Here is a 22,103-nt window from a genome sequence, read left to right on the forward strand (position 1 = left end):
CTGTTCCTTACAGGAGCCCTGCATGACCCTCGATCGCGATGCCGCTTCCCATGTAGCCGAGGTTTTGTCCGAAGCACTGCCTTACATCCGCCGCTTTGTCGGCAAGACCCTGGTGATCAAGTACGGCGGCAACGCGATGGAAAGCGAGGAGCTGAAAACAGGCTTCGCCCGTGACATCGTGCTGATGAAGGCTGTGGGCATCAACCCGGTGGTGGTCCACGGTGGTGGCCCGCAGATCGGCGACCTGCTCAAGCGCCTGTCGATCGAAAGCCACTTCATCGACGGCATGCGCGTCACCGACTCGGCGACCATGGACGTGGTGGAGATGGTGCTGGGTGGCCAGGTCAACAAGGACATCGTCAACCTGATCAACCGCCACGGCGGCAGCGCCATCGGCCTGACCGGCAAGGACGCGGAACTGATCCGCGCCCGCAAGCTGACCGTCAGCCGCCAGACGCCCGAGATGACCACCCCGGAAATCATCGACATCGGCCACGTGGGCGAAGTGGTAAGCGTGAACACCGACCTGCTGAACATGCTGGTGAAGGGTGACTTCATCCCGGTGATCGCGCCGATCGGCGTGGGCGCCAACGGTGAGTCGTACAACATCAACGCCGACCTGGTGGCTGGCAAGGTAGCCGAGGCGCTGAAGGCCGAGAAGCTGATGCTGCTGACCAACATCGCCGGCCTGATGGACAAACAGGGCCAGGTACTGACCGGCCTGACCACCGAGCAGGTCAACGAACTGATCGCCGACGGCACCATCTACGGCGGCATGCTGCCGAAGATCAAGTGCGCGCTGGATGCGGTGCAGGGTGGCGTGAACAGCTCGCACATCATCGACGGCCGCGTACCGAACGCGGTGCTGCTGGAAATCTTCACCGACAGCGGCGTGGGTACCCTCATTACCAACCGCAAGCCGCGCTGAGTGATTGGCTAGCCTGCACCGGGCTCTTCGCGGGTAAACCCGCTCCCACAAGGGATAGCACCGCCTTTGAGGGCTGTGGAGATCCTGTGGGAGCGGGTTCACCCGCGAAAGGGCCGGAACAGGTGACACAAAAAAGGCGACCTTCATGTGAAGGTCGCCTTTTTCATTTCCAGGCCAGGATCAGATCCCGTACTGCGCCCGGTAAGCCTCGACAGCCGGCAGGTGCTGCTTGAGCTGTGGGTCATCGGCCAGGAACTCTAGCACCTGGGTCAGCGAAACGATGCTGACCACCGGGATACCGAAGTCGCGTTCCACTTCCTGGATCGCCGACAGTTCGCCATTGCCACGCTCTTCGCGGTTCAGCGCGATCAGCACGCCAGCGGCCTTGGCCTGCTGGGCGTTGATGATCTGCATGACCTCGCGGATGGCGGTACCGGCGGTGATCACGTCGTCGATGATCAGCACATCACCGGCCAGCGGCGCACCAACCAGGCTGCCGCCTTCGCCGTGGTCCTTGGCTTCCTTGCGGTTGAAGCACCATGGCACATCGAGCTGATGCTGATCAGCGAGGGCCACGGCGGTGGTCGCCGCCAAAGGGATACCCTTGTAGGCCGGGCCGAACAGCACATCGAACGGGATCTTGCTGTCGACGATGGCTGCGGCATAGCACCGCCCCAGCTCGGCCAATGCAGAACCGGTGTTGAACAGGCCGGCATTGAAGAAATACGGGCTGGTACGCCCCGATTTCAGGGTGAATTCACCGAAACGCAGTACCCCGCGATCGATGGCAAAACGGATAAAGTCGCGCTGATACGGCTGCATGAATAGTCCCGGACACCACGGATTTAGCTAAATGGGTTGAGCTCGGGTATCATACACGCACGAGATTTTTGGGGCCATTTATGCGGATCATCAGTGTGAACGTTAATGGCATTCAGGCTGCGGCCGAGCGTGGTTTGCTCAGCTGGCTACAAGCCCAGAATGCCGACGTCATCTGCCTTCAGGATACCCGCGCCTCGGCCTTTGAACTCGATGACCCAGCTTTCCAGCTCGATGGCTATTTCCTTTATGCCTGCGACGCGGAGGTGCCTGCCCAAGGTGGTGTGGCCCTTTACTCGCGCATGCAGCCCAAGGCAGTCATCACCGGCCTGGGCTTCGAGACAGCCGACCGCTACGGGCGTTACCTGCAAGCAGATTTCGACAAAGTCAGTATTGCCAGCCTGCTGCTGCCTTCGGGCATGAACGGCGACGAAGACTTGAACCAGAAGTTCAAGTTGATGGACGACTTCGCCAAGTACCTGGACAAACAGCGTCGCAAGCGTCGCGAATACATCTATTGCGGCTCGTTCTACGTGGCGCAGCAGAAGCTCGACATCAAAAACTGGCGTGACAGCCAGCAGTCGCCGGGCTTCCTGGCGCCGGAACGCGCCTGGATGGATGCGATCACCGGCGAGATGGGTTACGTCGATGCCCTGCGTGAAGTCAGCCGTGAAGGTGACCAGTACAGCTGGTGGCCAGACAACGAGCAGGCCGAGATGCTCAACCTGGGCTATCGGTTCGACTACCAGATCCTCACGCCGGGCCTGCGCCGCTTCGTGCGCAACGCCCGCCTGCCGCGTCAGCCGCGCTTCTCCCAGCATGCGCCGCTTATCGTGGATTATGACTGGACGTTGACCATCTGAGTGCCAGGGCTGCTGCGCAGCCCATTCGCGGGGCAAGCCCGCTCCCACAGGATTCATGCATGGCTGAAAAGCTGTACAAATCTTGTGGGAGCGTGCTAGGGCTGCTGCGCAGCCCATTTGCGGGGCAAGCCCGCTCCCACAGGATTCATGCATGGCTGGAAAGCTGTACAAATCTTGTGGGAGCGGGCTTGTCCCGCGAATGGGCCGCGCAGCGGCCCCAAACAGTCAGTCAGCCAGAGCCGCCTGCTGCAGCTCGAAGATATCGTTCATGCCCTTCTGCGCCAGCGCCAGCATGGCGTTGAAGTCTTCCGGCTGGAACGGCGCGCCTTCAGCGGTGCCCTGCACTTCGATGAAGCCACCGGCGCTGGTCATCACCACGTTCAGGTCGGTTTCGGCAGCGGAGTCTTCCGGGTAATCCAGGTCGAGCACGGCTTCGCCCTGGTACATGCCTACCGACACGGCAGCAATCATGTGCTTGAGCGGGTTGCCGCCCTTAAGGCCACCGCGCTTCTTGATTACCGCCAGGGCGTCGCACAGGGCGACCATGGCACCGGTGATGGACGCGGTACGGGTGCCGCCATCGGCCTGGATCACGTCGCAGTCGACATACAGGGTGATGTCACCCAGCTTGCTCATGTCCAGCGCAGCGCGCAGCGAACGGCCGATCAGGCGCTGGATTTCCAGGGTGCGGCCACCCTGCTTGCCACGGCTGGCTTCGCGCTGGTTACGCTCGCCGGTGGAACGCGGCAGCATGCCGTACTCTGCGGTGAGCCAGCCTTGGCCCTGGCCTTTGAGGAAGCGCGGCACACCGTTTTCCACGCTGACCGTGCAAATGACCTTGGTGTCACCGAACTCGACCAGTACCGACCCTTCGGCGTGCTTGGTGTAGTTGCGGGTGATGCGGATCGAGCGGAGCTGATCGGCGGCGCGACCACTTGGACGTTTCATCTGGGATACCTGTACTGGGACTTTGAATCTGCCGAGCATTATAGAGCCCGCAGCGCGGGGAAGACATGCCTATTGTCGCGCCCGACACAGCCCGTCGCCTTTTCCGACTGCCGTGGCCACCCCTCTGTAACATGGGTGGATTGGGCGCCGAGGCCCCACTGCGCTACAATCCTGCGCCTTGCAGCCGAGAGGCTCCCACCGTTCATACATCTACGCGAGGTACTCCCCATGGTGCACAGCATGACCGCTTTTGCTCGTGTCGAGCGCGCCGGCAGCCAAGGCACCCTGATCTGGGAGCTGCGCTCGGTCAACCACCGTTACCTGGAACCCCACCTGCGCTTGCCCGAGGCCCTGCGCGACCTCGAAGGCGCCGTGCGCGAAGGCCTGCGCCAGGGCCTTTCACGGGGCAAGGTGGAATGCACCCTGCGCCTCAATGAAGACAGCAACGGCAAGCCGCTGAAGGTAGACCGCGAGCGCGCCGCACAGCTTGTCGCCGCCGCCGAGGAAGTGGCCGGCCTGATCAAGCAGCCGGCACCGCTGAACCCGCTGGAAGTGCTGTCGTGGCCAGGCGTGCTGGTGGCAGACACCAGCGACCCACAGGCGCTGAACGCCGAGGCCATGGCACTGTTCGACGAAGCCCTGGCCGAACTCAAGGCCGGACGCCAGCGCGAAGGCCAGGAACTGGCCCGGCTGATCAACGAGCGCCTGGACAACATGACCAGCGAAGTCACCACCCTGCGCGCCCTGGTGCCGCAGATGCTGGCGGCGCAGCGGCAGAAGATTCTCGACCGTTTCGGCGACATGCAGGCCGAACTCGACCCGCAGCGCCTGGAGCAGGAGATGGTGCTGCTGGCCCAGAAGAGCGACGTGGCCGAGGAGCTCGACCGCCTCAGCACCCACGTCACCGAAGTGCGTCGGGTGCTCAAGGGTGGCGGCGCCGCCGGCCGGCGCCTGGACTTCCTGATGCAGGAACTCAACCGCGAAGCCAACACCCTCGGCTCCAAGGCCTTCGACCCACGCAGTACGCAAGCGGCGGTCAACCTGAAGGTATTGATCGAACAGATGCGTGAACAAGTACAGAACATCGAGTAAGGCCACCCCGACCATGAACCACAGCAGCGGCACCCTCTACATCGTTTCGGCCCCTTCGGGCGCCGGCAAGACCAGCCTGGTAACGGCCCTGACCAAGGACGACCAGCAAATCCGCGTCTCGGTCTCGCACACCACCCGCGCCATGCGCCCGGGCGAGGAGCACGGAGTGAACTACCACTTCGTTGTCCATGAGGAGTTCAAGGCGCTGATCCAGCAAGGCGACTTCCTGGAGCATGCAGAAGTGTTCGGCAACTTCTATGGCACCTCGCGCAGTGCACTGCAGCACACCCTGGACCAGGGCTATGACCTGATCCTGGAAATCGACTGGCAAGGCGCCCAGCAGGTGCGCAAGTTGATGCCGCAGGCATTGTCGGTGTTCATCCTGCCGCCAAGCCAGGAAGCCCTTCGTCAGCGCCTGGACGGCCGTGGGCAGGACAGCGAAGAGATCATCGCTGGGCGCATGAAGGAAGCGGTGAGCGAGATGGTGCACTACGACGAGTATGACTACGTGATCATCAACGATGATTTCGACGTCGCGCTGGAAGATTTGAAGTCGGTGTTCCGTTCTAATCGCCTGGTGCTGAAGAAACAGCAGCAGCGCCACGGGGCCTTGCTGAAACAGTTGGTTGGCTGAAAACGATGGGGCCGCTTTGCGGCCCATTCGCGGGACAAGCCCGCTCCCACAGGACAATCGCTGCCTTCAATGTCGGCGCAGTATTTGTGGGAGCGGGCTTGTCCCGCGAATGGGCTGCAGAGCAGCCCCTTCCAGTCATTCCTGCAGCGGCAGGGTAGCCTGCTGACGCAGGGTAGCCCCCAGGAAGTAAGCCGGCGCGCGCATGCGCGACAGCATCATCAGCCCGATGCCGAGCACCGAGATGATCGCGGCAATCACGAACACCAGCCCCAGCCCGCCCACATGCGAGCCACTGCCGAAGTCCGGCGAGGCGCTGTCGATGGCGGTGCGCGCGAAAATCACCGACAAGATCACCCCACCTGTCAACGGGCACAGGCCGCGCATGATGAAGTGGCGCAGGCTGTCAAACAGGCTGTCGCGGAAATACCAGACGCAGGCGAACGCGGTCAGGGAATAGTAGAAGCAGATCATCATGCCCAACGCGGTGATGGTATCCGCCAGCACGTTCTCGCTCAGGGTACGCATGGTCACGTAGAACAGGCCTGCTGCCAGGCCAGCGCAAATGGTGGCGTAGCGTGGGGTCTGCGAACGCGGGCAGACGCTGGCAAACTTCTGCGGTACCGCACCGTAGTAACCCATGGCCAACAGAGTCCGCGCCGGCGCCACGAAGGTGGACTGCAGCGACGCCGCGGTGCTGGCCAGCACGGCGATGGACATCAGGATTGCCAGCGGCCCCATGACCGGGCCGGCCAGGTGGGCGAAGACGTTCTCCTGGATGCGTGGGTTGTTAAGGCCCAGCCCGGTTTCGCTGATACCGGCAAACTGCAGAGTGGCGATAGCGGTGAACAGGTACAGCCCGAGGATCAACATAACGGTCCAGGTGGCAGCCTTGCCCGGCACCTCTTCGCTGCCCACCGACTCTTCGCTGACGGTCAGGCACGTGTCCCAGCCCCAGAAAATGAAGATAGACAGCGACAGCCCGGCAGCAAAGGCCGAGAACGACTCGACACCGAACGGGTTGAACCAGGCGAAATCGAACGCCAGCGGTGGCGGCGCAGTGGTGCCGCCGAAGGCGGCGAAGGCAAAGCCGATCAGCACCAGCAACTGCAGGGCCACCAGGCCGTACTGCACGGTCATGGTGGTGGCGATGCCACGACAGCAGATCCACACGGCCAGGCCGATGAACACGCAACAGGTGCTGATGTTGATCAACAGATTGTCGGCCAATGCTGCCAGCTCATGCTTGCCGGTGATCTGGCCAAGGAACAGGTAAAAGAAGTCGACGGCTACACCCGCCAGGTTCGACAGCACGATGGTGGTGGCGACCACCAGCCCCCAGCCGCCGATCCACCCGATCATCGGGCCAAAGGCACGCGCCGACCAGGTAAACGAAGTACCGCTGTCCGGCTCTGCCGAGTTCAGCTCGCGGTAGCCCAGGGCCACCAGCAGCATCGGCAGGAAGCCGACGATGAACACCGCTGGCAGGTGGGCACCCACCTCGCGCACGGTCGGGCCGAGGGCGCCCGTCAGGGTGTAGACCGGGGCGATGGTGGAAATGCCCAGCACCACGCTGGCCAGCAGGCCCAAGCGGCCTTTGGCCAAGCCCTTGCCGCGCTGGGTGTTGCCTGCGTCGGCCGCCACATCGGGTGGGCGGCCGGCTTCTGTATAATTGCTCATGAGTATTTGCCGTAAATTTTGGAATTGTTTTCGCAGGCCTTGCGCACAAGGCCTGCTTTCACTCATTGAAAGCTTGCTGCCGGGGGACCGGTCATCCGAGACCTTCGGCTGACGTCAGACTGTTTCCTGCCGTGCGCCCTCCCGTGCTGCGTAGGCAATGCAGGCCTCGCGAAACGCCTGGAACAGGCGCAGCGAAACCGGGTTTTCGGTGAAGCGCCATTCCGGGTGCCACTGCACGCCGAGCACAAAGCCCGGCGCTGCGGGCATGGACACCGCTTCGATCAGGCCATCCGGGGCCCGCGCCTCGACACGCAGGCCGGGCGCCAGGCGTTCGATGCCTTGACTGTGCAGCGAGTTGACCTCGAACTGCTCAGCCAGCCCCAGGCGCTCGAACAACCCGCCTGGCTCGATGCCGACAAGGTGACGAGCGCCGTATTGCACCTCCAGGGGTGCGTCCTCAGGTTCGCGGTGGTCAAGGTAACCGGGCAATTCCTGCACGCGCTGGTGCAGGCTGCCACCCAACGCCACATTCAGTTCCTGATAACCACGGCAGATGCAGAACACCGGCACACCAGCGGCAATTGCCGCCTGCAGCAGCGGCAGGGTCAGGCGATCGCGCGCCAGATCGTGCCGGGTACCCGCCGCGCTAGGGGCGCCATTGTAATGATGCGGTTCGATATTTGAAGGCGAGCCGGTAAAAACAATGCCGTGCAGACGGGCCAGCAGCGCCTGCGTGTCACTGCCGCCGTCACGGGCCGGCAAGATCAGCGGCAAACCGGCAAAGCCGGCCGCCTCGACATACTTGTCGCCTACTGTATGCGACGAGTTCTTCCCCACCTGCTGGCGGCAGGCGCTGACACCGATCAGGGGGACCGCATTTGCGCTCATGGGCTTACACCGTGTGCAGGTACCAGTTGTACTCAAGGTCGGAGATCGACACTTCGAACTCGGCCAGTTCGCTTTCCTTGCAGGCCACGAAGATATCGATGTAGTCCGGGCTGATGTATTGGTTGAGGACTTCGCTGTCGTCCAGCGCGCGCAGGGCATCACGCAGGTTGTTCGGCAGGCTCTGTTCCAGTTGCTCGTAGGAGTTGCCTTCGATCGGCGCATCCGGCTCGACCTTGTTGGTCAGGCCGTGGTGCACGCCGGCAAGGACTGCCGCAAGCATCAGGTACGGGTTGGCGTCGGCGCCGGCCACGCGGTGTTCCAGGCGCACGTTGTCGCTGCTGTCGGTAGGTACGCGCACGGCCACGGTGCGGTTGTCCAGGCCCCAGCTCGGCGCATTGGGCACATAGAACTGCGCACCGAAGCGGCGGTAGGAGTTGATGTTCGGGCAGAGGAAGGCCATCGATGCCGGCATCGTCTCCAGCACACCACCAATGGCGTGGCGCAACGTGTCGCTTTGCAGCGGGTCATCGCTTGAGAAGATGTTCTTGCCGGTTTTCTTGTCCAGCAACGAAATATGCACGTGCAGGCCGTTGCCTGCCTGGCCCGGGTAGGGCTTGGCCATGAAGGTGGTGTCCATTTCATGGTCGTAGGCCACGTTCTTGATCAGCCGCTTGAGCAGGATCGCGTAGTCGCAGGCCTTCAGCGGGTCAGCCACGTGGTGCAGGTTGACCTCGAACTGCGCCGGGGCGCTTTCCTTGACGATGGCATCGGCAGGCAGGCCCTGCTCCTTGGCCGCTTCGAGCATGTCCTGCAGGCAGTCGGCGTATTCGTCGAGGTCGTCGATCAGGTACACCTGGGTCGACTGCGGACGCTTGCCGGAAATGGGCGAGCGCGGCGGCTGCGGGCGGCCGTTGAGGTTGTCCTGATCAATCAGGTAGAACTCCAGCTCGAACGCAGCACAAATCGTAAGGCCCAGGTCGTCGAACTTGCTCACCACCTGACGCAGCACTTCACGCGGGTCGGCAAAGAACGGCGCGCCTTCGATCTCGTGCATGGTCATCAGCAGCTGGGCGGTGGGGCGTTTCTGCCATGGCTCGTCCGACAGTGTGCCGGGGATCGGGAAGCAGATGCGGTCGGCATCGCCAATGTCCAGGCCAAGGCCGGTGCTTTCGACCGTGGAACCGTTGATGTCCAGGGCGAACAGCGAAGCCGGCAGGTTGATGCCTTTCTCGTACACCTTGTGCAGGCTGGCCCGCTCGATGCGCTTGCCACGTACCACGCCATTCATGTCGGAGATCAGCAGGTCGACGTACTGTGTGTCCGGATGGGCCTGGAGGAAGTCATTCATCTCGCTGGAAGAACTGGCGCACGGGGTTACCGACGTCATGGTGTACATCCTTTGATGTGCTGCGGCGATGTGGGGATACGGCTGGCGCCTCACGGGCGACGATGGTTGCAGCTGTTGTTTTTTTCACTTTCCCATCGTGGGGATTGGTTACCCGACCGGACGCATTGATTCCGGGGGGCGGTTTCACTATAAAATGGCCCCGACGCAACAGACATTGGCAATTCGGCAAGCAGAGCGTGCACCAATGCAATATCAGATCACCCACGCCGACCTCTCTCTGGTCCTGGCACTGGAGCGTGGCCGCTCGCTGGCCAAGGCCGCCGAGCTCCTCAAAGTCGACGTTTCGACGGTGTTCCGCTCGATCCGCCGGCTGGAGTCGGCGCTGGGCACCGCCTTGTTCGTCAAGAGCCGCAAGGGCTACCTGCCGACCGACACCGCGCAGGCCCTGGCCGAGCAGGCCGAGCGCGCCGAGCAGGCGCTGGAGGCGGCACGCATTGCCATGACCAGTGGCGAGCAGGTGGTCAGCGGCACGGTGCGGGTGACCTGCACCGAGGCGGTGATGCATAGCCTGCTGCTGCCGGCGCTGGCCGAGTTCATGCCCAACTACCCGGCCCTGTCGCTGGAGATGGGCACCTCGAATACCTTCGCCAACCTCAGCCGGCGTGACGCCGACATTGCCCTGCGCCTGACCAATACACCACCGGAGCACCTGGTAGGTCGCAACCTGGGGTCAACATCCTATGTGGTTTGCGGCCAGCCGCAGTGGCGCGAGCGCCTGGCAGAATCGGCCGTCAGCGTGCCATGGATCGCCCCCGACGACTCGATGCAGGACCACCCCACGGTGGTCTGGCGCAACCAGCAGCACCCTGGGTTGAGCCCGCGCTACCAGTGCAGCGGGATGTCGACCATCGCCCAGCTGGTAACCGCCGGCCTGGGCGTGGCGGCGCTGCCGGATTACATGGTGCACGCCCTGCCCGGCGTGGAAGCGCTGAGCGGACCGCTACCGGGTTGCGACACTCAGCTTTGGCTACTGACCCGGCCGGATTGCCGGGCGCTGCGCTCGGTGCAGACCTTGTTCGAAGAGCTGACGCCGCGGTTGCGTGGCGCGATGCTCTGAGGTTATCGTCGGGCTCAAGTATTGCGGCTGTCTGGTCCGGCACTTTCGCGGCAAAACCTGCTCCCACAGGGTAGGCGGTGCCTGTGGAAGCAGGTTTACCCGCGAAGAAGCAAACACAGTGCTTCAAGGTGACCGCCCGGCAAAACAGCGCTTCCCTATTGGCTGGTGAATTTTTATACTATCGAGTCCGCCTGCCCATTACTGGGCTGCACGCCCACCGCATTTGCTACTGAGGAAGACCATGGCCCGCGTAACTGTTGAAGACTGCCTGGAACACGTGGATAACCGCTTCGAGCTGGTCATGCTCTCGACCAAGCGCGCTCGCCAGCTGGCGACCGGCGGCAAAGAACCACGCGTTGCGTGGGAAAACGACAAGCCGACCGTTGTTGCCCTGCGTGAAATCGCCGAAGGCATCGTCACCAACGAGTTCATCGCCGCTGAAGAGATCGTCACCGAGGATCCGGTCTTCGCCGCCTTCGAGGACGAGAACAACGAGGCTGTCTGATTGATGCCAGGTCGACGTCGCACGGCGCAAGGCCCTCTTCCTCCGCAGGAGGTCAACCCATGCCGGGTATAGAAGCCTTGGCCGAACGGCTGTCGACCTACCTTGGCCCCGAACAGGTCAACCTGGTCCGGCGCGCCTATTTCTACGCCGAACAGGCCCACGATGGGCAGCGCCGCCGCAGCGGCGAGCCCTACGTGACCCACCCGCTGGCCGTGGCCAGCATCCTCGCCGACATGCACATGGACCATCAAAGCCTGATGGCGGCCATGCTGCACGACGTGATCGAAGACACCGGTATCGCCAAGGAAGCCCTCAGCCAGCAGTTTGGCGAGACGGTGGCCGAACTGGTCGATGGGGTCAGCAAGCTGACCCAGATGAACTTCGAGACCAAGGCCGAGGCGCAGGCCGAAAACTTCCAGAAAATGGCCATGGCCATGGCCCGCGACATTCGCGTGATTCTGGTCAAGCTGGCCGACCGCCTGCACAACATGCGCACCCTGGAAGTGCTGTCCGGCGAAAAACGCCGGCGCATTGCCAAGGAAACCCTCGAAATCTACGCCCCTATCGCCAATCGCCTGGGGATGCACACCGTGCGCGTGGAGTTCGAGGACCTGGGTTTCAAGGCCATGCACCCAATGCGCTCGTCGCTGATTCACCGGGCGGTGAAAAGCGCACGCGGCAACCGTAAAGAGATCGTCGCCAAGATCGAACACTCGCTGGCCAACTGCCTGGCTGCCGACGGCATCGAAGGCGAGGTCAGCGGCCGGCAGAAACACCTCTATGGCATCTACAAGAAGATGCGCGGCAAGCGCCGTGCCTTCAACGAGATCATGGACGTGTATGCCTTCCGCATCATCGTCGACAAGGTCGACACCTGCTACCGCGTGCTCGGCGCCGTGCATAACCTGTACAAGCCGCTGCCTGGTCGCTTCAAGGATTACATCGCGATCCCCAAGGCCAACGGCTACCAGTCGTTGCACACCACGTTGTTCGGCATGCACGGCGTGCCCATCGAAATCCAGATCCGCACCCGCGAAATGGAAGAGATGGCCAACAACGGCATCGCCGCGCACTGGCTGTACAAGTCCAACGACGACGAGCAGCCCAAGGGCAGCCATGCCCGCGCGCGGCAGTGGGTCAAGGGTATCCTCGAGTTGCAGCAACGTGCCGGCAACTCACTGGAATTCATCGAGAGCGTGAAGATCGACCTGTTCCCGGACGAGGTCTACGTGTTCACGCCCAAAGGCCGCATCATGGAGCTGCCCAAAGGCTCCACGGCGGTGGACTTCGCCTACGCGGTACACACCGACGTCGGCAACAGCTGCATCGCCTGCCGCATCAACCGCCGCCTGGCGCCGCTGTCCGAACCGCTGCAAAGCGGCTCGACGGTGGAAATCGTCAGCGCCCCCGGCGCTCGGCCGAACCCGGCCTGGCTCAACTTCGTGGTGACCGGCAAGGCGCGTACGCACATCCGTCACGCCCTGAAGCAACAGCGCCGCTCCGAGTCCATCAGCCTGGGCGAGCGCCTGCTGAACAAGGTACTCACCGGCTTTGACAGCAGCCTGGATAAAATCCCCCAGGAGCGCATCCAGGCGATTCTCGCCGAGTACCGCCTGGAACTGATCGAAGACCTGCTCGAAGACATCGGCCTGGGCAACCGCATGGCCTACGTAGTCGCACGCCGCCTGCTGTCGGCTGACGGCGAGCAGTTGCCTGCGCCGGAAGGCCCGTTGGCGATCCGTGGCACCGAAGGCCTGGTGCTGAGCTACGCCAAATGCTGCACGCCAATCCCTGGCGACCCGATCGTCGGCCACCTGTCGGCCGGCAAGGGCATGGTCGTGCACCTGGAAAATTGCCGCAACATCAGTGAAATCCGCCACAACCCGGAAAAATGCGTGCAGCTTTCCTGGGCCAAGGACATCACCGGTGAGTTCAATGTCGAACTGCGTGTCGAACTGGAGCACCAGCGCGGCCTTATTGCCCTGCTGGCCAGCAGCGTCAACGCCGCCGACGGCAACATCGAGAAGATCAGCATGGACGAACGCGATGGCCGTATCAGCGTGGTCCAACTGGTGGTCAGCGTGCACGACCGTGTGCACCTGGCGCGTGTGATCAAGAAGCTGCGTACCCTGACCGGCGTGGTCCGCATCACCCGCATGCGTACGTAGTCCGCCAACCGCAAGGAGTCATCATGAGCAAGACCGTCATCACGAGCGACAAGGCCCCTGCCGCCATCGGCACCTACTCGCAGGCGATCAAGGCCGGCAACACGGTGTACATGTCGGGCCAGATCCCGCTGGACCCGAAGACCATGGAACTGGTCGAAGGCTTCGAAGCCCAGACCGTGCAGGTATTCGAGAACCTCAAGTCCGTGGCTGAAGCCGCTGGCGGTTCGTTCAAGGACATCGTCAAGCTGAACATCTTCCTCACCGACCTGAGCCACTTCGCCAAGGTCAACGAGGTGATGGGCCGCTACTTCGAGCAACCCTACCCGGCCCGTGCCGCCATCGGCGTTGCCGCGCTGCCGAAAGGTGCCCAGGTCGAAATGGACGCCATCCTGGTCATCGAGTGATGCCCCGGTGACGGGCGCCCTGCCCGTCACTCCTCCTTTTGCAAGGTTACCCCGTCATGCGTCAAGCACTGCCCATCGCGCTGGCAGCCCTGCTACTGGGCGGCTGCGCCAGCCACAAACCCGAAGATTTCAACGGCACCTGGATCAACCAGGAGGCCATCACTGCAGCGGTCAAGGGCGGCAGCCTGCGCCAAGCGCTGAATGAACACGGCCCCGTGTTCGAATGGAAGCTCGACGTTGCCAGCCAGCAGGCCAGCTACAGCAATGGTTTCGAGGCCGCTGATGGCCAGCTGAGCAGCAACGAAAAGCAATGGCAGGCCAGCTTCGAGGGCGGCCAGACCGAGCAGCTGTCGCTCGACGGTGACGAGCTGCAAGCCGTCGACCAGCGTGGCGCCAAGCAGACCTTCGTGCGTGCCAAGGCGCCGGCAACTGCCAATGCGCCGCTGGGCAGCAGCTTCGAGAAAGCGCTGTACCAGGCCTACCTGGGCGGCAACTGGAAGGTGGTCGAAGGTGAGGGCAAAGGTGCCAGCGTGCGCTTCAGCGACACCGGCAACGTCACCGGCCTGCCGGGGCCGGACCGTTTTGCCCTGTGCCTGGCAGGTGACTGCGCGACCATGGGCGGCAGCAATGACAGCCTGTGGCTGGAGCGTAACCAGCGTGGTGCACCGTTCATCATCAAGCGAACTGGCGACAAGCTGGAGATTTTCCAGGCAGTGAACCGTGCGCAACCGGATGAAATGCCGGAACTGGCCGCGGGCAAGCGCCAGTGGGTGCTGGAGCAGAACTGAATCCTGCTGCATTTGCACTGAATGCACTGGCCTCTTCGCGGGTAATCACTGTCTCCAGGCCTTGTGATATCCCTGTGGGAGCAGGTTTACCCGCGAAGAGGCCGGTAAATTCAACGCCCTCCTTTCAGGATGGCTGCATACCCTTCCTTGTAGCTTGGGTACTCCGGTGCCCAGCCCAGCGCCCGGGCCCGGGCGTTGCTGCAGCGCTTGCTGCCAGTACGCCGAACCCGCTGCTCATCGGACCACTCGGTAACCCCCATGTATGCCCGCAGCCAGGCCACCACGTCGGCCAGGGGCGCCGGGTCGTCATCAACGCCAATGTAGTAGTCGTCCAGCACCTTGCCATCCGCATCGGCCTGCAGCAGAAACGCCAACAGGCTGGCGGCATCTTCGGCATGAATGCGGTTGCCATACAGCGGCGGCTCTTCGGCCACACGGTAACCCTGGCGCACCTGGCTCAACAGCCACTCGCGGCCTGGGCCATAGATGCCGGTCAGGCGCACCACGCTCGCCGGGATACCACTGGCCAGCGCCAGCCGTTCAGCCTCCAGCATCACACGCCCGGAATAACCTTCGGGCTCTGTGGCTGCGCCTTCCTCGACCCACTCGCCGTCCTTCTGCGCATACACGCTGCTGCTGGAGACGAACAACAGGCGACGGGGGCGCTGGCCTCGCTCGGCCAGCCAGGCCAGCACATGGCGCAAGCCATCCACATAAGCCGCCTGGTAACCGGCCTCGTCGTGCTGGCTGGCCGCCACGCAGTACACCAGATAATCCAGCGTGCCCTGTGGCCAGGCTTGCGGGATCGACGGTTCGGCCAGGTCCGCGGCAACCGGTTGAACGCCCGCAGGCAGCTGCCCGACAGCGCGGCGCAAGCCGCTTACCTGCCAGCCTTTACCCAGCATTTGCAGGGCCAGACGCCCACCTACATCACCACAACCCACCACCATCACGGAAAGGTCTGACATCTCTGAACTCCCTAGACCAATTGATCAGCCCACCCACGCTACACGATGGATGGCTAGACCATAGGCGAAAAAAGCAACAAGATTACTTTTGTTAACAAGAATTACTTGCAATAATGGCCGCCAATTTGTTCTCGGCCTACCTCGAGGCCTTGGAGAACGCTCACTTTATTTCTTCATCAGGTCCGGCCAGCATGACACGTATTCAACCTTCCGCTTCGCCAACCCCGTCGCGCGCCTGGCGCGCCATCGCCGCGCTGACACTCAGCCTGGTGCTGGCCCCGGTGGCCATGGCCGATGAGCCAACCGCCAACGCCGCCGCGCCTGCTGCTGCCACTGCCCCGGCCGCACCTGCTGCTGCCCCGGCTGCCGATGCGCAGGCTCCTGCTGCCAACGCTGCTGCTTCACCGGCTGCGGTAGACCCGAACGTTGAGGCCCTGGTTGAAGACACCTCGCTGGGCATGGCCCACGACCTGTCCCCATGGGGCATGTACAAAAACGCCGATATCGTGGTCAAGATCGTCATGATCGGCCTGGCCATCGCCTCCATCATTACCTGGACCATCTGGATCGCCAAAGGCTTCGAGCTGATGGGCGCCAAACGTCGCCTGCGTGGCGAAATCGCCCAGCTGAAGAAATCCACCACCCTGAAAGACGCGAGCGAAGTCTCCAACAAGGAAGGTACCCTGGCCCATACCCTGGTCCACGATGCCCTCGAAGAGATGCGCCTGTCGGCCAACGCCCGCGAAAAAGAAGGTATCAAGGAACGCGTCAGCTTCCGTCTGGAGCGCCTGGTGCACGCCAGCGGCCGCACCATGAGCAGCGGCACCGGCGTGCTCGCCACCATCGGCTCCACCGCGCCTTTCGTCGGTCTGTTCGGTACCGTGTGGGGCATCATGAACAGCTTCATCGGCATCGCCAAGACCCAGACCACCAACCTGGCGGTGGTTGCCCCAGGTATCGCCGAAGCCCTGCTGGCCACCGCCCTGGGCCTGGTCGCTGCAATCCCGGCTGTGGTCATCTACAACGTCTTCGCCCGCTCCATCGCTGGCTACAAGGCCCAGGTGTCCGACGCCTCCGCTCAGGTACTGCTGCTGGTCAGCCGTGACCTGGACCACCAGGGCAGCGAGCGCGCCGCCCCGCACATGGTGAAAGTGGGGTAAGCCATGGGCCTGCATCTCAACGAAGGTGGCGACGACCTCGCCGAAAACCACGAAATCAACGTTACGCCGTTCATCGACGTGATGTTGGTGCTGCTGATCATCTTCATGGTCGCTGCCCCCTTGGCCACGGTCGACATCAAGGTCGACCTGCCGGCTTCAACCGCCAAGCCGGCGCCCAGGCCCGAGAAACCGGTGTTCGTCAGCGTCAAGGCCGACCAGAAGCTGTACGTCGGCGACGATCAGGTTGCGGCGCCCGACCAGCTTGGCCCGATGCTCGACGCCAAGACCAAGGGTGACAAGGAAACCACCATCTTCTTCCAGGCTGACAAAGGCGTGGATTACGGCGACCTGATGGAAGTGATGAACAACATGCGGGCGGCCGGCTACCTCAAGGTCGGTCTGGTAGGTCTCGAGACGGCAGCCAAGAAATGACGAAAACGCGCTCAAACATGGCGCGCTACGGTGGCAGCCTGGCGATCGTGCTGGGCGTGCACGTGGTCGCCGTGCTGCTGACGCTCAACTGGTCGGTGCCTCAGGCCATCGAGCTGCCCCCGGCAGCGATGATGGTGGAGCTGGCACCGTTACCGGAGCCTGCGCCACCACCACCACCGAAAGCGGCTCCGCAGCCACCGGCACCGGTCGAAGAACCGCCGTTGCCCAAGCTGGCGGAAGCACCCAAGCCCAAGATCGCCATCCCCAAGCCGCCCAAGCCGAAGGCCAAGCCCCAGCCGCCGAAGCCCGAGAAAAAGCCTGAGCCGCCGAAGGAAGCGCCACCTACCGAGCAAACGGTAGACGCACCGCCCAGCAATACGCCACCGCAGAAGTCCGCGGCACCGGCGCCGAGCATTGCGTCCAACAGCAACGCCTTGCCAACCTGGCAGAGCGACCTGCTGCGCCACCTGGCCAAGTACAAGCGCTACCCGGAAGACGCGCGCCGTCGCGGCTTGCAAGGCATCAACCGCCTGCGCTTCGTGGTCGACGCCGAAGGCAAGGTCGTGTCGTACTCCATGGCAGGTGGGTCGGGCAGTGCCGCACTGGACCGGGCAACCCTTGAAATGATCCGTCGGGCCGGCACGGTACCCAAGCCGCCACCCGAGTTGCTGAACAATGGCACGATCGAAGTCGTGGCACCGTTCGTCTACTCGCTGGACCGCCGCTAAGACTTTTGCTTCTGTCACAAATCGGCAAGTCTGATAACGTGCGTCTATCGATTGCAGCCGCTATGCTGGGCCCGCAACTTCATGGACGCACGTTATGACCCTCACAGAATTACGCTACATCGTCACACTCGCCCAGGAACAGCATTTCGGCCATGCCGCCGAACGCTGCCATGTGAGCCAGCCGACCCTGTCGGTCGGTGTGAAGAAGCTCGAGGATGAGCTTGGCGTTCTGATCTTCGAGCGCAGCAAAAGCGCGGTACGCCTGACCCCCGTCGGCGAGAGCATTGTCGCCCAGGCACAGAAGGTACTGGAGCAGGCCCAGGGCATCCGCGAGCTGGCCCAGGCCGGCAAGAACCAGCTGACTGCCCCGCTCAAGGTCGGTGCCATCTATACCGTCGGCCCGTACCTGTTCCCGCACCTGATTCCGCAACTGCATCGCGTAGCGCCGCAGATGCCGCTGTACATCGAAGAAAACTTCACCCACGTACTGCGTGAAAAGCTGCGTAACGGCGAGCTGGACGCGGTGATCATCGCCCTGCCGTTCAACGAAGCCGATGTGCTGACCCTGCCGCTGTACGATGAGCCGTTCTGCGCCCTGATGCCCGCCGACCACCCATGGACGGCGAAAAAGACCATCGACACCGCCATGCTCAACGACAAGAGCCTGCTGTTGCTTGGTGAGGGCCACTGCTTCCGCGACCAGGTACTGGAAGCCTGCCCTACCCTGAACAAGGGGGGCGAAGGCGCCAGGCACACCACCGTCGAGTCCAGCTCGCTGGAAACCATCCGCCACATGGTGGCGTCGGGCCTTGGCGTGTCGATCCTGCCGCTGTCGGCGGTGCACAGCCACCACTATGCACCTGGGGTCATCGAAGTTCGCCCACTGACGGCACCGGCACCGTTCCGTACCGTGGCCATCGCCTGGCGCGCCAGCTTCCCGCGGCCAAAGGCCATCGAGATCCTCGCCGACTCGATCCGCCTGTGCTCGGTCGCCAAAGCCCCTGCGGAACAAACGGCCTGAGTCATGAGTGAGCTGTCGAAGGTCCCGGTCACGGTACTCAAGGGCGTTGGCGAGGCCATGGCGGAAAAACTCGCCAAGGTCGGCCTGGAGAACCTGCAGGATGTGCTGTTCCACCTGCCCCTGCGCTACCAGGACCGCACCCGTGTGGTGCCGATCGGCCAATTGCGCCCAGGGCAGGATGCCGTGATCGAGGGCGTGGTCAGCGGCGCCGACGTGACCATGGGCAAGCGACGCAGCCTGGTGGTGCGCCTGGGTGACGGCACCGGCGTGCTGAGCCTGCGCTTCTACCACTTCAGCAACGCGCAGAAGGAAGGCCTGAAACGTGGCACCCACCTGCGCTGCTACGGCGAAGCCCGCCCCGGTGCCTCGGGCCTGGAAATCTACCACCCGGAGTACCGCGCACTGAATGGTGACGAGCCGCCGCCACCGGTGGAACAGACCCTGACGCCGATCTACCCGTCCACCGAAGGCCTCACCCAGCAACGCCTGCGCCTGTTGTGCCAGCAGAGCCTGGGCCTGCTTGGCCCGCGCAGCCTGCCCGACTGGCTGCCTGACGAGCTGGCCCGGGACTACCAATTGGCGCCGCTGGACGATGCCATCCGTTACCTGCACAACCCGCCGGCCGACGCCGACCTTGATGAACTTGCCGAAGGCCAGCACTGGGCCCAGCACCGCCTGGCCTTTGAAGAGCTGCTGACCCACCAGTTGTCGCAGCAACGCCTGCGCGAGAGCCTGCGCAGCCTGCGGGCGCCGGTGCTGCCCAAGGCCACGCGCCTGCAGGCGCAGTACCTGGCAAACCTGGGCTTTCAGCCTACCGGCGCACAGCAGCGCGTGGCCAACGAAATTGCCTACGACCTCAGCCAGCACGAGCCAATGATGCGCCTGGTACAGGGCGATGTCGGTGCCGGCAAGACCGTGGTTGCCGCCCTGGCAGCACTGCAAGGGCTGGAAGCGGGCTATCAGGTGGCACTGATGGCGCCCACCGAGATCCTCGCCGAACAGCACTTCATCACCTTCAAGCGCTGGCTCGAACCGCTGGGCATCGAAGTGGCCTGGCTGGCCGGCAAGCTCAAAGGCAAGGCCCGGGCCAGCGCCCTGGAGCAGATCGCCAACGGTGCGCCCATGGTGGTCGGCACCCACGCGCTGTTCCAGGAAGAAGTGAAGTTCAAGCATCTGGCCCTGGCGATCATCGACGAGCAGCACCGTTTTGGCGTGCAGCAACGCCTGGCCCTGCGCAAGAAAGGCGTGGCAGGCGAATTGTGCCCGCACCAGCTGATCATGACCGCCACCCCTATTCCGCGCACCTTGGCCATGAGCGCCTACGCCGACCTGGACACCTCGGTGCTCGACGAATTACCCCCTGGACGCACGCCGGTAAACACCGTGCTGGTAGCCGACAGCCGCCGCTTCGAGGTGGTCGAACGGGTTCGCGCCGCCTGCGCCGAGGGGCGTCAGGCCTACTGGGTGTGCACCCTGATCGAAGAATCCGAAGAGCTGACCTGCCAGGCCGCCGAAAGCACCTATGAAGAACTCGGCAGCGCCTTGGGCGAATTGCGTGTGGGCCTGATCCACGGCCGCATGAAGCCTGCGGAAAAAGCCGAAATCATGGCCCAGTTCAAGGCCGGCGAATTGCAGCTGCTGGTCGCGACCACGGTCATCGAAGTCGGCGTGGACGTCCCCAACGCCAGCCTGATGATCATCGAAAACCCAGAACGTCTGGGCCTGGCCCAGTTGCACCAGCTGCGCGGCCGGGTTGGCCGGGGCAGTGCCGTCAGCCATTGCGTGCTGTTGTACCACCCGCCACTGTCGCAGATTGGCCGCGAACGCTTAGGGATCATGCGCGAGACCAACGACGGCTTCATCATTGCCGAGAAAGACCTCGAACTGCGTGGCCCCGGCGAAATGCTGGGTACACGCCAAACCGGCCTGCTGCAATTCAAGGTCGCCGACCTGATGCGCGATGCCGACCTGTTACCGGCTGTGCGCGATGCCGCCCAGGCCCTGGTGGCCCGCTGGCCGGACCATGTCAGCCCGCTGCTCGACCGCTGGCTGCGCCATGGCCAGCAATATGGCCAAGTGTGACGCTAGTCCCAGAATGGATCCAGATTTGCTCGCAGGCTGGTTATACTTCGCGTTTAAAAGAATCAGTGGATACGGACCATGACTGAAGTTGCCCTGGACACCGCAACCCCACACGCCCCCTCTGTTATCAGGCTGCTGCTCGACAAGGTCGGCGTCGTCTACCGTGAGGTGGTCGAACACCCGCACCTGCCTGCGGCCTCCCGGGTGCAGGCGGTGCTTCTCGACGACGAGGTCGGCGCACTCATGGTGCTGTTCCCGCAGAGCCAACTGCTGGACCTCAACCGCCTGGCCGAGCTGACCGGGCGCAAGCTCACCGCCGTGTCGGTGCCGCGCCTCAAGCAAATGCTCGACAAGCACCAGCTGAAGGCCCTGCCCGCCATTCCTGCGCTGACCAGCTCACCGTGCCAGTACGAAAAGAGCCTGCTCGACGCCGAGACTGTGTACATCCAGTCTGGCGAAGTCGGCCTGCTGCTAGCGATTGAGCACGCCCACTTCAAGCGCATGCTGGCCAAGGCCAGCGCCAGCAGCTTCGGCCAGGAGGTCGAGGCCATCAGCCCCAACCTCGACCGCCCCCATGACGACACCCTGGAAATCACCAATGCCGTTCAGGCGTTCACCGCCCGACGCATCCAGAAGCGTCTGGAAGAAACCATCGAGATTCCGCCGCTGGCCGATACCGCGCAGAAGATCATCAAGCTGCGGGTAGACCCCAACGCGAGCATCGATGACATCACCGGCGTGGTCGAAACCGACCCGGCGCTGGCGGCGCAGGTAGTCAGCTGGGCGGCGTCGCCCTACTACGCTTCGCCGGGCAAGATCCGCTCGGTGGAAGACGCCATCGTGCGCGTGCTGGGTTTCGACCTGGTGATCAACCTGGCCTTGGGCCTGGCCCTGGGCAAGACCTTGAGCCTGCCAAAAGACCAGCCGCAACAGGCCACACCCTACTGGCAGCAGTCGATCTACACTGCCGCGATCATCGAAGGCCTGACCCGCGCCATGCCTCGGGCAGAACGTCCCGAAGCCGGGCTGACCTACCTGGCCGGGCTGCTGCACAACTTCGGTTACCTGCTGCTGGCGCACGTGTTCCCGCCGCACTTCTCGCTGATTTGCCGCCACCTGGAGGTGAACCCGCACCTGAACCACACCTATGTGGAACAGCACCTGCTAGGCATCAGCCGCGAACAGATCGGTGCCTGGCTGATGAAGCTGTGGGACATGCCCGAAGAGCTGTCGACCGCGCTGCGCTTCCAGCACGACCCGGCGTACGACGGCGAGTATTCGGCGTTCCCCAACCTGGTGTGCCTGGCGACCCGCCTGTTGCGTACACGAGGGATTGGCTCCGGGCCGCAGGAAGAGATTCCTGACGAGTTGCTGGAGCGCCTGGGGATTACCCGGGACAAGGCCGAGGATGTGGTGAACAAGGTGCTCGAGGCCGAGAACCTGCTGCGCGAGCTGGCTTCGCAGTTTCACGCACCGCACTGATATCGCGAGGGGCCGCTTTGCGGCCCAATCGCCGGCAAGCCAGCGAATGGG

General features: G+C 63.3%; 21 protein-coding genes. 15 read left to right on the forward strand and 6 right to left on the reverse strand.

Going from position 1 to position 22,103, the window contains the following annotated elements; translation table 11 throughout:
* Positions 1–22: 22 nt before the first annotated feature.
* On the forward strand, positions 23–928 hold the full coding sequence (gene argB / locus OZ911_RS28210) for an acetylglutamate kinase (protein WP_004575216.1): 906 nt from the start codon (positions 23–25) through the stop codon (positions 926–928).
* 180 nt (positions 929–1,108) lie between these two features.
* On the opposite strand, the gene pyrE is transcribed toward argB, so the two are convergent.
* Positions 1,109–1,750: an orotate phosphoribosyltransferase gene (pyrE, locus tag OZ911_RS28215; RefSeq protein ID WP_003253405.1), complete on the reverse strand. Its 642-nt coding sequence runs from the start codon at positions 1,748–1,750 to the stop codon at positions 1,109–1,111.
* Between the two features lie 80 nt (positions 1,751–1,830).
* Here pyrE and crc point away from each other — a divergent pair, with 80 nt between their 5' ends.
* Positions 1,831–2,610 (forward strand): catabolite repression control protein Crc, encoded by a 780-nt coding sequence (crc, locus tag OZ911_RS28220; RefSeq protein WP_003253401.1) that lies wholly within the window; start codon positions 1,831–1,833, stop codon positions 2,608–2,610.
* Between the two features lie 225 nt (positions 2,611–2,835).
* Here crc and rph read toward each other — a convergent pair whose 3' ends face one another.
* Positions 2,836–3,558 (reverse strand): ribonuclease PH, encoded by a 723-nt coding sequence (gene rph, locus OZ911_RS28225; protein ID WP_016489819.1) that lies wholly within the window; start codon positions 3,556–3,558, stop codon positions 2,836–2,838.
* Positions 3,559–3,786: 228 nt separating this feature from the next.
* On the opposite strand from rph, the gene OZ911_RS28230 reads away from it, so the two are divergent.
* A complete protein-coding gene (locus tag OZ911_RS28230; protein ID WP_016489820.1) occupies positions 3,787–4,650 on the forward strand; it encodes a YicC/YloC family endoribonuclease in 864 nt (287 codons plus the stop codon).
* A 13-nt stretch (positions 4,651–4,663) separates the two neighbouring features.
* Positions 4,664–5,284 carry a guanylate kinase gene (gene gmk, locus OZ911_RS28235; RefSeq protein ID WP_016489821.1) on the forward strand — a complete coding sequence of 207 codons (621 nt, stop codon included), beginning with the start codon at positions 4,664–4,666 and terminating at the stop codon, positions 5,282–5,284.
* Between the two features lie 135 nt (positions 5,285–5,419).
* On the opposite strand, the gene OZ911_RS28240 is transcribed toward gmk, so the two are convergent.
* The 3 genes from OZ911_RS28240 to OZ911_RS28250 form a co-directional block, all read right to left on the reverse strand.
* A complete protein-coding gene (locus tag OZ911_RS28240) occupies positions 5,420–6,961 on the reverse strand; it encodes an APC family permease (protein WP_016489822.1) in 1,542 nt (513 codons plus the stop codon).
* Between the two features lie 114 nt (positions 6,962–7,075).
* Positions 7,076–7,849: a gamma-glutamyl-gamma-aminobutyrate hydrolase family protein gene (locus OZ911_RS28245; RefSeq protein WP_023046965.1), complete on the reverse strand. Its 774-nt coding sequence runs from the start codon at positions 7,847–7,849 to the stop codon at positions 7,076–7,078.
* A 4-nt stretch (positions 7,850–7,853) separates the two neighbouring features.
* Positions 7,854–9,236, reverse strand: a complete 1,383-nt coding sequence (locus tag OZ911_RS28250) for a glutamine synthetase family protein (RefSeq protein WP_016489824.1) — start codon at positions 9,234–9,236, stop codon at positions 7,854–7,856.
* Positions 9,237–9,441: 205 nt separating this feature from the next.
* On the opposite strand from OZ911_RS28250, the gene OZ911_RS28255 reads away from it, so the two are divergent.
* From OZ911_RS28255 to OZ911_RS28275, 5 genes are all read left to right on the forward strand, one after another.
* Complete coding sequence (locus OZ911_RS28255; protein ID WP_016489825.1) at positions 9,442–10,314, forward strand: LysR family transcriptional regulator; 873 nt, start codon at positions 9,442–9,444, stop codon at positions 10,312–10,314.
* Between the two features lie 241 nt (positions 10,315–10,555).
* Entirely contained in the window at positions 10,556–10,819 is a 264-nt protein-coding gene (gene rpoZ / locus OZ911_RS28260) for a DNA-directed RNA polymerase subunit omega (protein ID WP_003253383.1), read from the forward strand.
* Between the two features lie 59 nt (positions 10,820–10,878).
* A complete protein-coding gene (spoT, locus tag OZ911_RS28265; RefSeq protein ID WP_016489826.1) occupies positions 10,879–12,987 on the forward strand; it encodes a bifunctional GTP diphosphokinase/guanosine-3',5'-bis pyrophosphate 3'-pyrophosphohydrolase in 2,109 nt (702 codons plus the stop codon).
* A gap of 23 nt (positions 12,988–13,010) precedes the next feature.
* On the forward strand, positions 13,011–13,391 hold the full coding sequence (ridA, locus tag OZ911_RS28270; protein WP_016489827.1) for a deaminase RidA: 381 nt from the start codon (positions 13,011–13,013) through the stop codon (positions 13,389–13,391).
* A gap of 56 nt (positions 13,392–13,447) precedes the next feature.
* Positions 13,448–14,179, forward strand: a complete 732-nt coding sequence (locus OZ911_RS28275) for a hypothetical protein (RefSeq protein WP_016489828.1) — start codon at positions 13,448–13,450, stop codon at positions 14,177–14,179.
* 110 nt (positions 14,180–14,289) lie between these two features.
* On the opposite strand, the gene OZ911_RS28280 is transcribed toward OZ911_RS28275, so the two are convergent.
* A complete protein-coding gene (locus OZ911_RS28280; protein WP_095116240.1) occupies positions 14,290–15,147 on the reverse strand; it encodes an SDR family oxidoreductase in 858 nt (285 codons plus the stop codon).
* 191 nt (positions 15,148–15,338) lie between these two features.
* Here OZ911_RS28280 and exbB point away from each other — a divergent pair, with 191 nt between their 5' ends.
* From exbB to OZ911_RS28310, 6 genes are all read left to right on the forward strand, one after another.
* A complete protein-coding gene (exbB, locus tag OZ911_RS28285; RefSeq protein ID WP_024717847.1) occupies positions 15,339–16,307 on the forward strand; it encodes a tonB-system energizer ExbB in 969 nt (322 codons plus the stop codon).
* A gap of 3 nt (positions 16,308–16,310) precedes the next feature.
* Positions 16,311–16,739, forward strand: a complete 429-nt coding sequence (exbD, locus tag OZ911_RS28290; protein ID WP_003253367.1) for a TonB system transport protein ExbD — start codon at positions 16,311–16,313, stop codon at positions 16,737–16,739.
* Entirely contained in the window at positions 16,736–17,467 is a 732-nt protein-coding gene (locus OZ911_RS28295; RefSeq protein WP_016489831.1) for an energy transducer TonB, read from the forward strand. Before exbD ends, OZ911_RS28295 begins: the two co-directional genes overlap by 4 nt.
* A 94-nt stretch (positions 17,468–17,561) precedes the next feature.
* Positions 17,562–18,488: a hydrogen peroxide-inducible genes activator gene (locus OZ911_RS28300; RefSeq protein WP_016489832.1), complete on the forward strand. Its 927-nt coding sequence runs from the start codon at positions 17,562–17,564 to the stop codon at positions 18,486–18,488.
* A gap of 3 nt (positions 18,489–18,491) precedes the next feature.
* The gene (gene recG / locus OZ911_RS28305) at positions 18,492–20,570 is read left to right on the forward strand and encodes an ATP-dependent DNA helicase RecG (RefSeq protein ID WP_016489833.1); all 2,079 of its coding nucleotides are present in this window, start codon (positions 18,492–18,494) and stop codon (positions 20,568–20,570) included.
* Between the two features lie 78 nt (positions 20,571–20,648).
* The gene (locus OZ911_RS28310) at positions 20,649–22,052 is read left to right on the forward strand and encodes an aminoacyl-tRNA deacylase and HDOD domain-containing protein (RefSeq protein ID WP_016489834.1); all 1,404 of its coding nucleotides are present in this window, start codon (positions 20,649–20,651) and stop codon (positions 22,050–22,052) included.
* The last annotated feature ends 51 nt before the right edge of the window (positions 22,053–22,103 follow it).

The sequence above is a fragment of the Pseudomonas fortuita genome (genome assembly GCF_026898135.2).
In the GTDB taxonomy this organism is placed as follows: Bacteria; Pseudomonadota; Gammaproteobacteria; order Pseudomonadales; family Pseudomonadaceae; genus Aquipseudomonas; species Aquipseudomonas fortuita.

Bases quoted from the DNA above. Each gene is read 5' to 3' on its own strand.
- OZ911_RS28295 (WP_016489831.1), top strand. From the start codon at position 16,736: ATGACGAAAACGCGCTCAAACATGGCGCGCTACGGTGGCAGCCTGGCG.
- rpoZ (WP_003253383.1), top strand. From the start codon at position 10,556: ATGGCCCGCGTAACTGTTGAAGACTGCCTGGAACACGTGGATAACCGC.
- pyrE (WP_003253405.1), bottom strand. From the start codon at position 1,750: ATGCAGCCGTATCAGCGCGACTTTATCCGTTTTGCCATCGATCGCGGG.
- gmk (WP_016489821.1), top strand. From the start codon at position 4,664: ATGAACCACAGCAGCGGCACCCTCTACATCGTTTCGGCCCCTTCGGGC.
- OZ911_RS28250 (WP_016489824.1), bottom strand. From the start codon at position 9,236: ATGACGTCGGTAACCCCGTGCGCCAGTTCTTCCAGCGAGATGAATGAC.
- OZ911_RS28280 (WP_095116240.1), bottom strand. From the start codon at position 15,147: ATGTCAGACCTTTCCGTGATGGTGGTGGGTTGTGGTGATGTAGGTGGG.
- exbB (WP_024717847.1), top strand. From the start codon at position 15,339: ATGACACGTATTCAACCTTCCGCTTCGCCAACCCCGTCGCGCGCCTGG.
- OZ911_RS28310 (WP_016489834.1), top strand. From the start codon at position 20,649: ATGACTGAAGTTGCCCTGGACACCGCAACCCCACACGCCCCCTCTGTT.
- rph (WP_016489819.1), bottom strand. From the start codon at position 3,558: ATGAAACGTCCAAGTGGTCGCGCCGCCGATCAGCTCCGCTCGATCCGC.
- OZ911_RS28275 (WP_016489828.1), top strand. From the start codon at position 13,448: ATGCGTCAAGCACTGCCCATCGCGCTGGCAGCCCTGCTACTGGGCGGC.
- argB (WP_004575216.1), top strand. From the start codon at position 23: ATGACCCTCGATCGCGATGCCGCTTCCCATGTAGCCGAGGTTTTGTCC.
- OZ911_RS28300 (WP_016489832.1), top strand. From the start codon at position 17,562: ATGACCCTCACAGAATTACGCTACATCGTCACACTCGCCCAGGAACAG.
- spoT (WP_016489826.1), top strand. From the start codon at position 10,879: ATGCCGGGTATAGAAGCCTTGGCCGAACGGCTGTCGACCTACCTTGGC.
- OZ911_RS28240 (WP_016489822.1), bottom strand. From the start codon at position 6,961: ATGAGCAATTATACAGAAGCCGGCCGCCCACCCGATGTGGCGGCCGAC.
- exbD (WP_003253367.1), top strand. From the start codon at position 16,311: ATGGGCCTGCATCTCAACGAAGGTGGCGACGACCTCGCCGAAAACCAC.
- recG (WP_016489833.1), top strand. From the start codon at position 18,492: ATGAGTGAGCTGTCGAAGGTCCCGGTCACGGTACTCAAGGGCGTTGGC.
- OZ911_RS28230 (WP_016489820.1), top strand. From the start codon at position 3,787: ATGGTGCACAGCATGACCGCTTTTGCTCGTGTCGAGCGCGCCGGCAGC.
- ridA (WP_016489827.1), top strand. From the start codon at position 13,011: ATGAGCAAGACCGTCATCACGAGCGACAAGGCCCCTGCCGCCATCGGC.
- OZ911_RS28255 (WP_016489825.1), top strand. From the start codon at position 9,442: ATGCAATATCAGATCACCCACGCCGACCTCTCTCTGGTCCTGGCACTG.
- OZ911_RS28245 (WP_023046965.1), bottom strand. From the start codon at position 7,849: ATGAGCGCAAATGCGGTCCCCCTGATCGGTGTCAGCGCCTGCCGCCAG.
- crc (WP_003253401.1), top strand. From the start codon at position 1,831: ATGCGGATCATCAGTGTGAACGTTAATGGCATTCAGGCTGCGGCCGAG.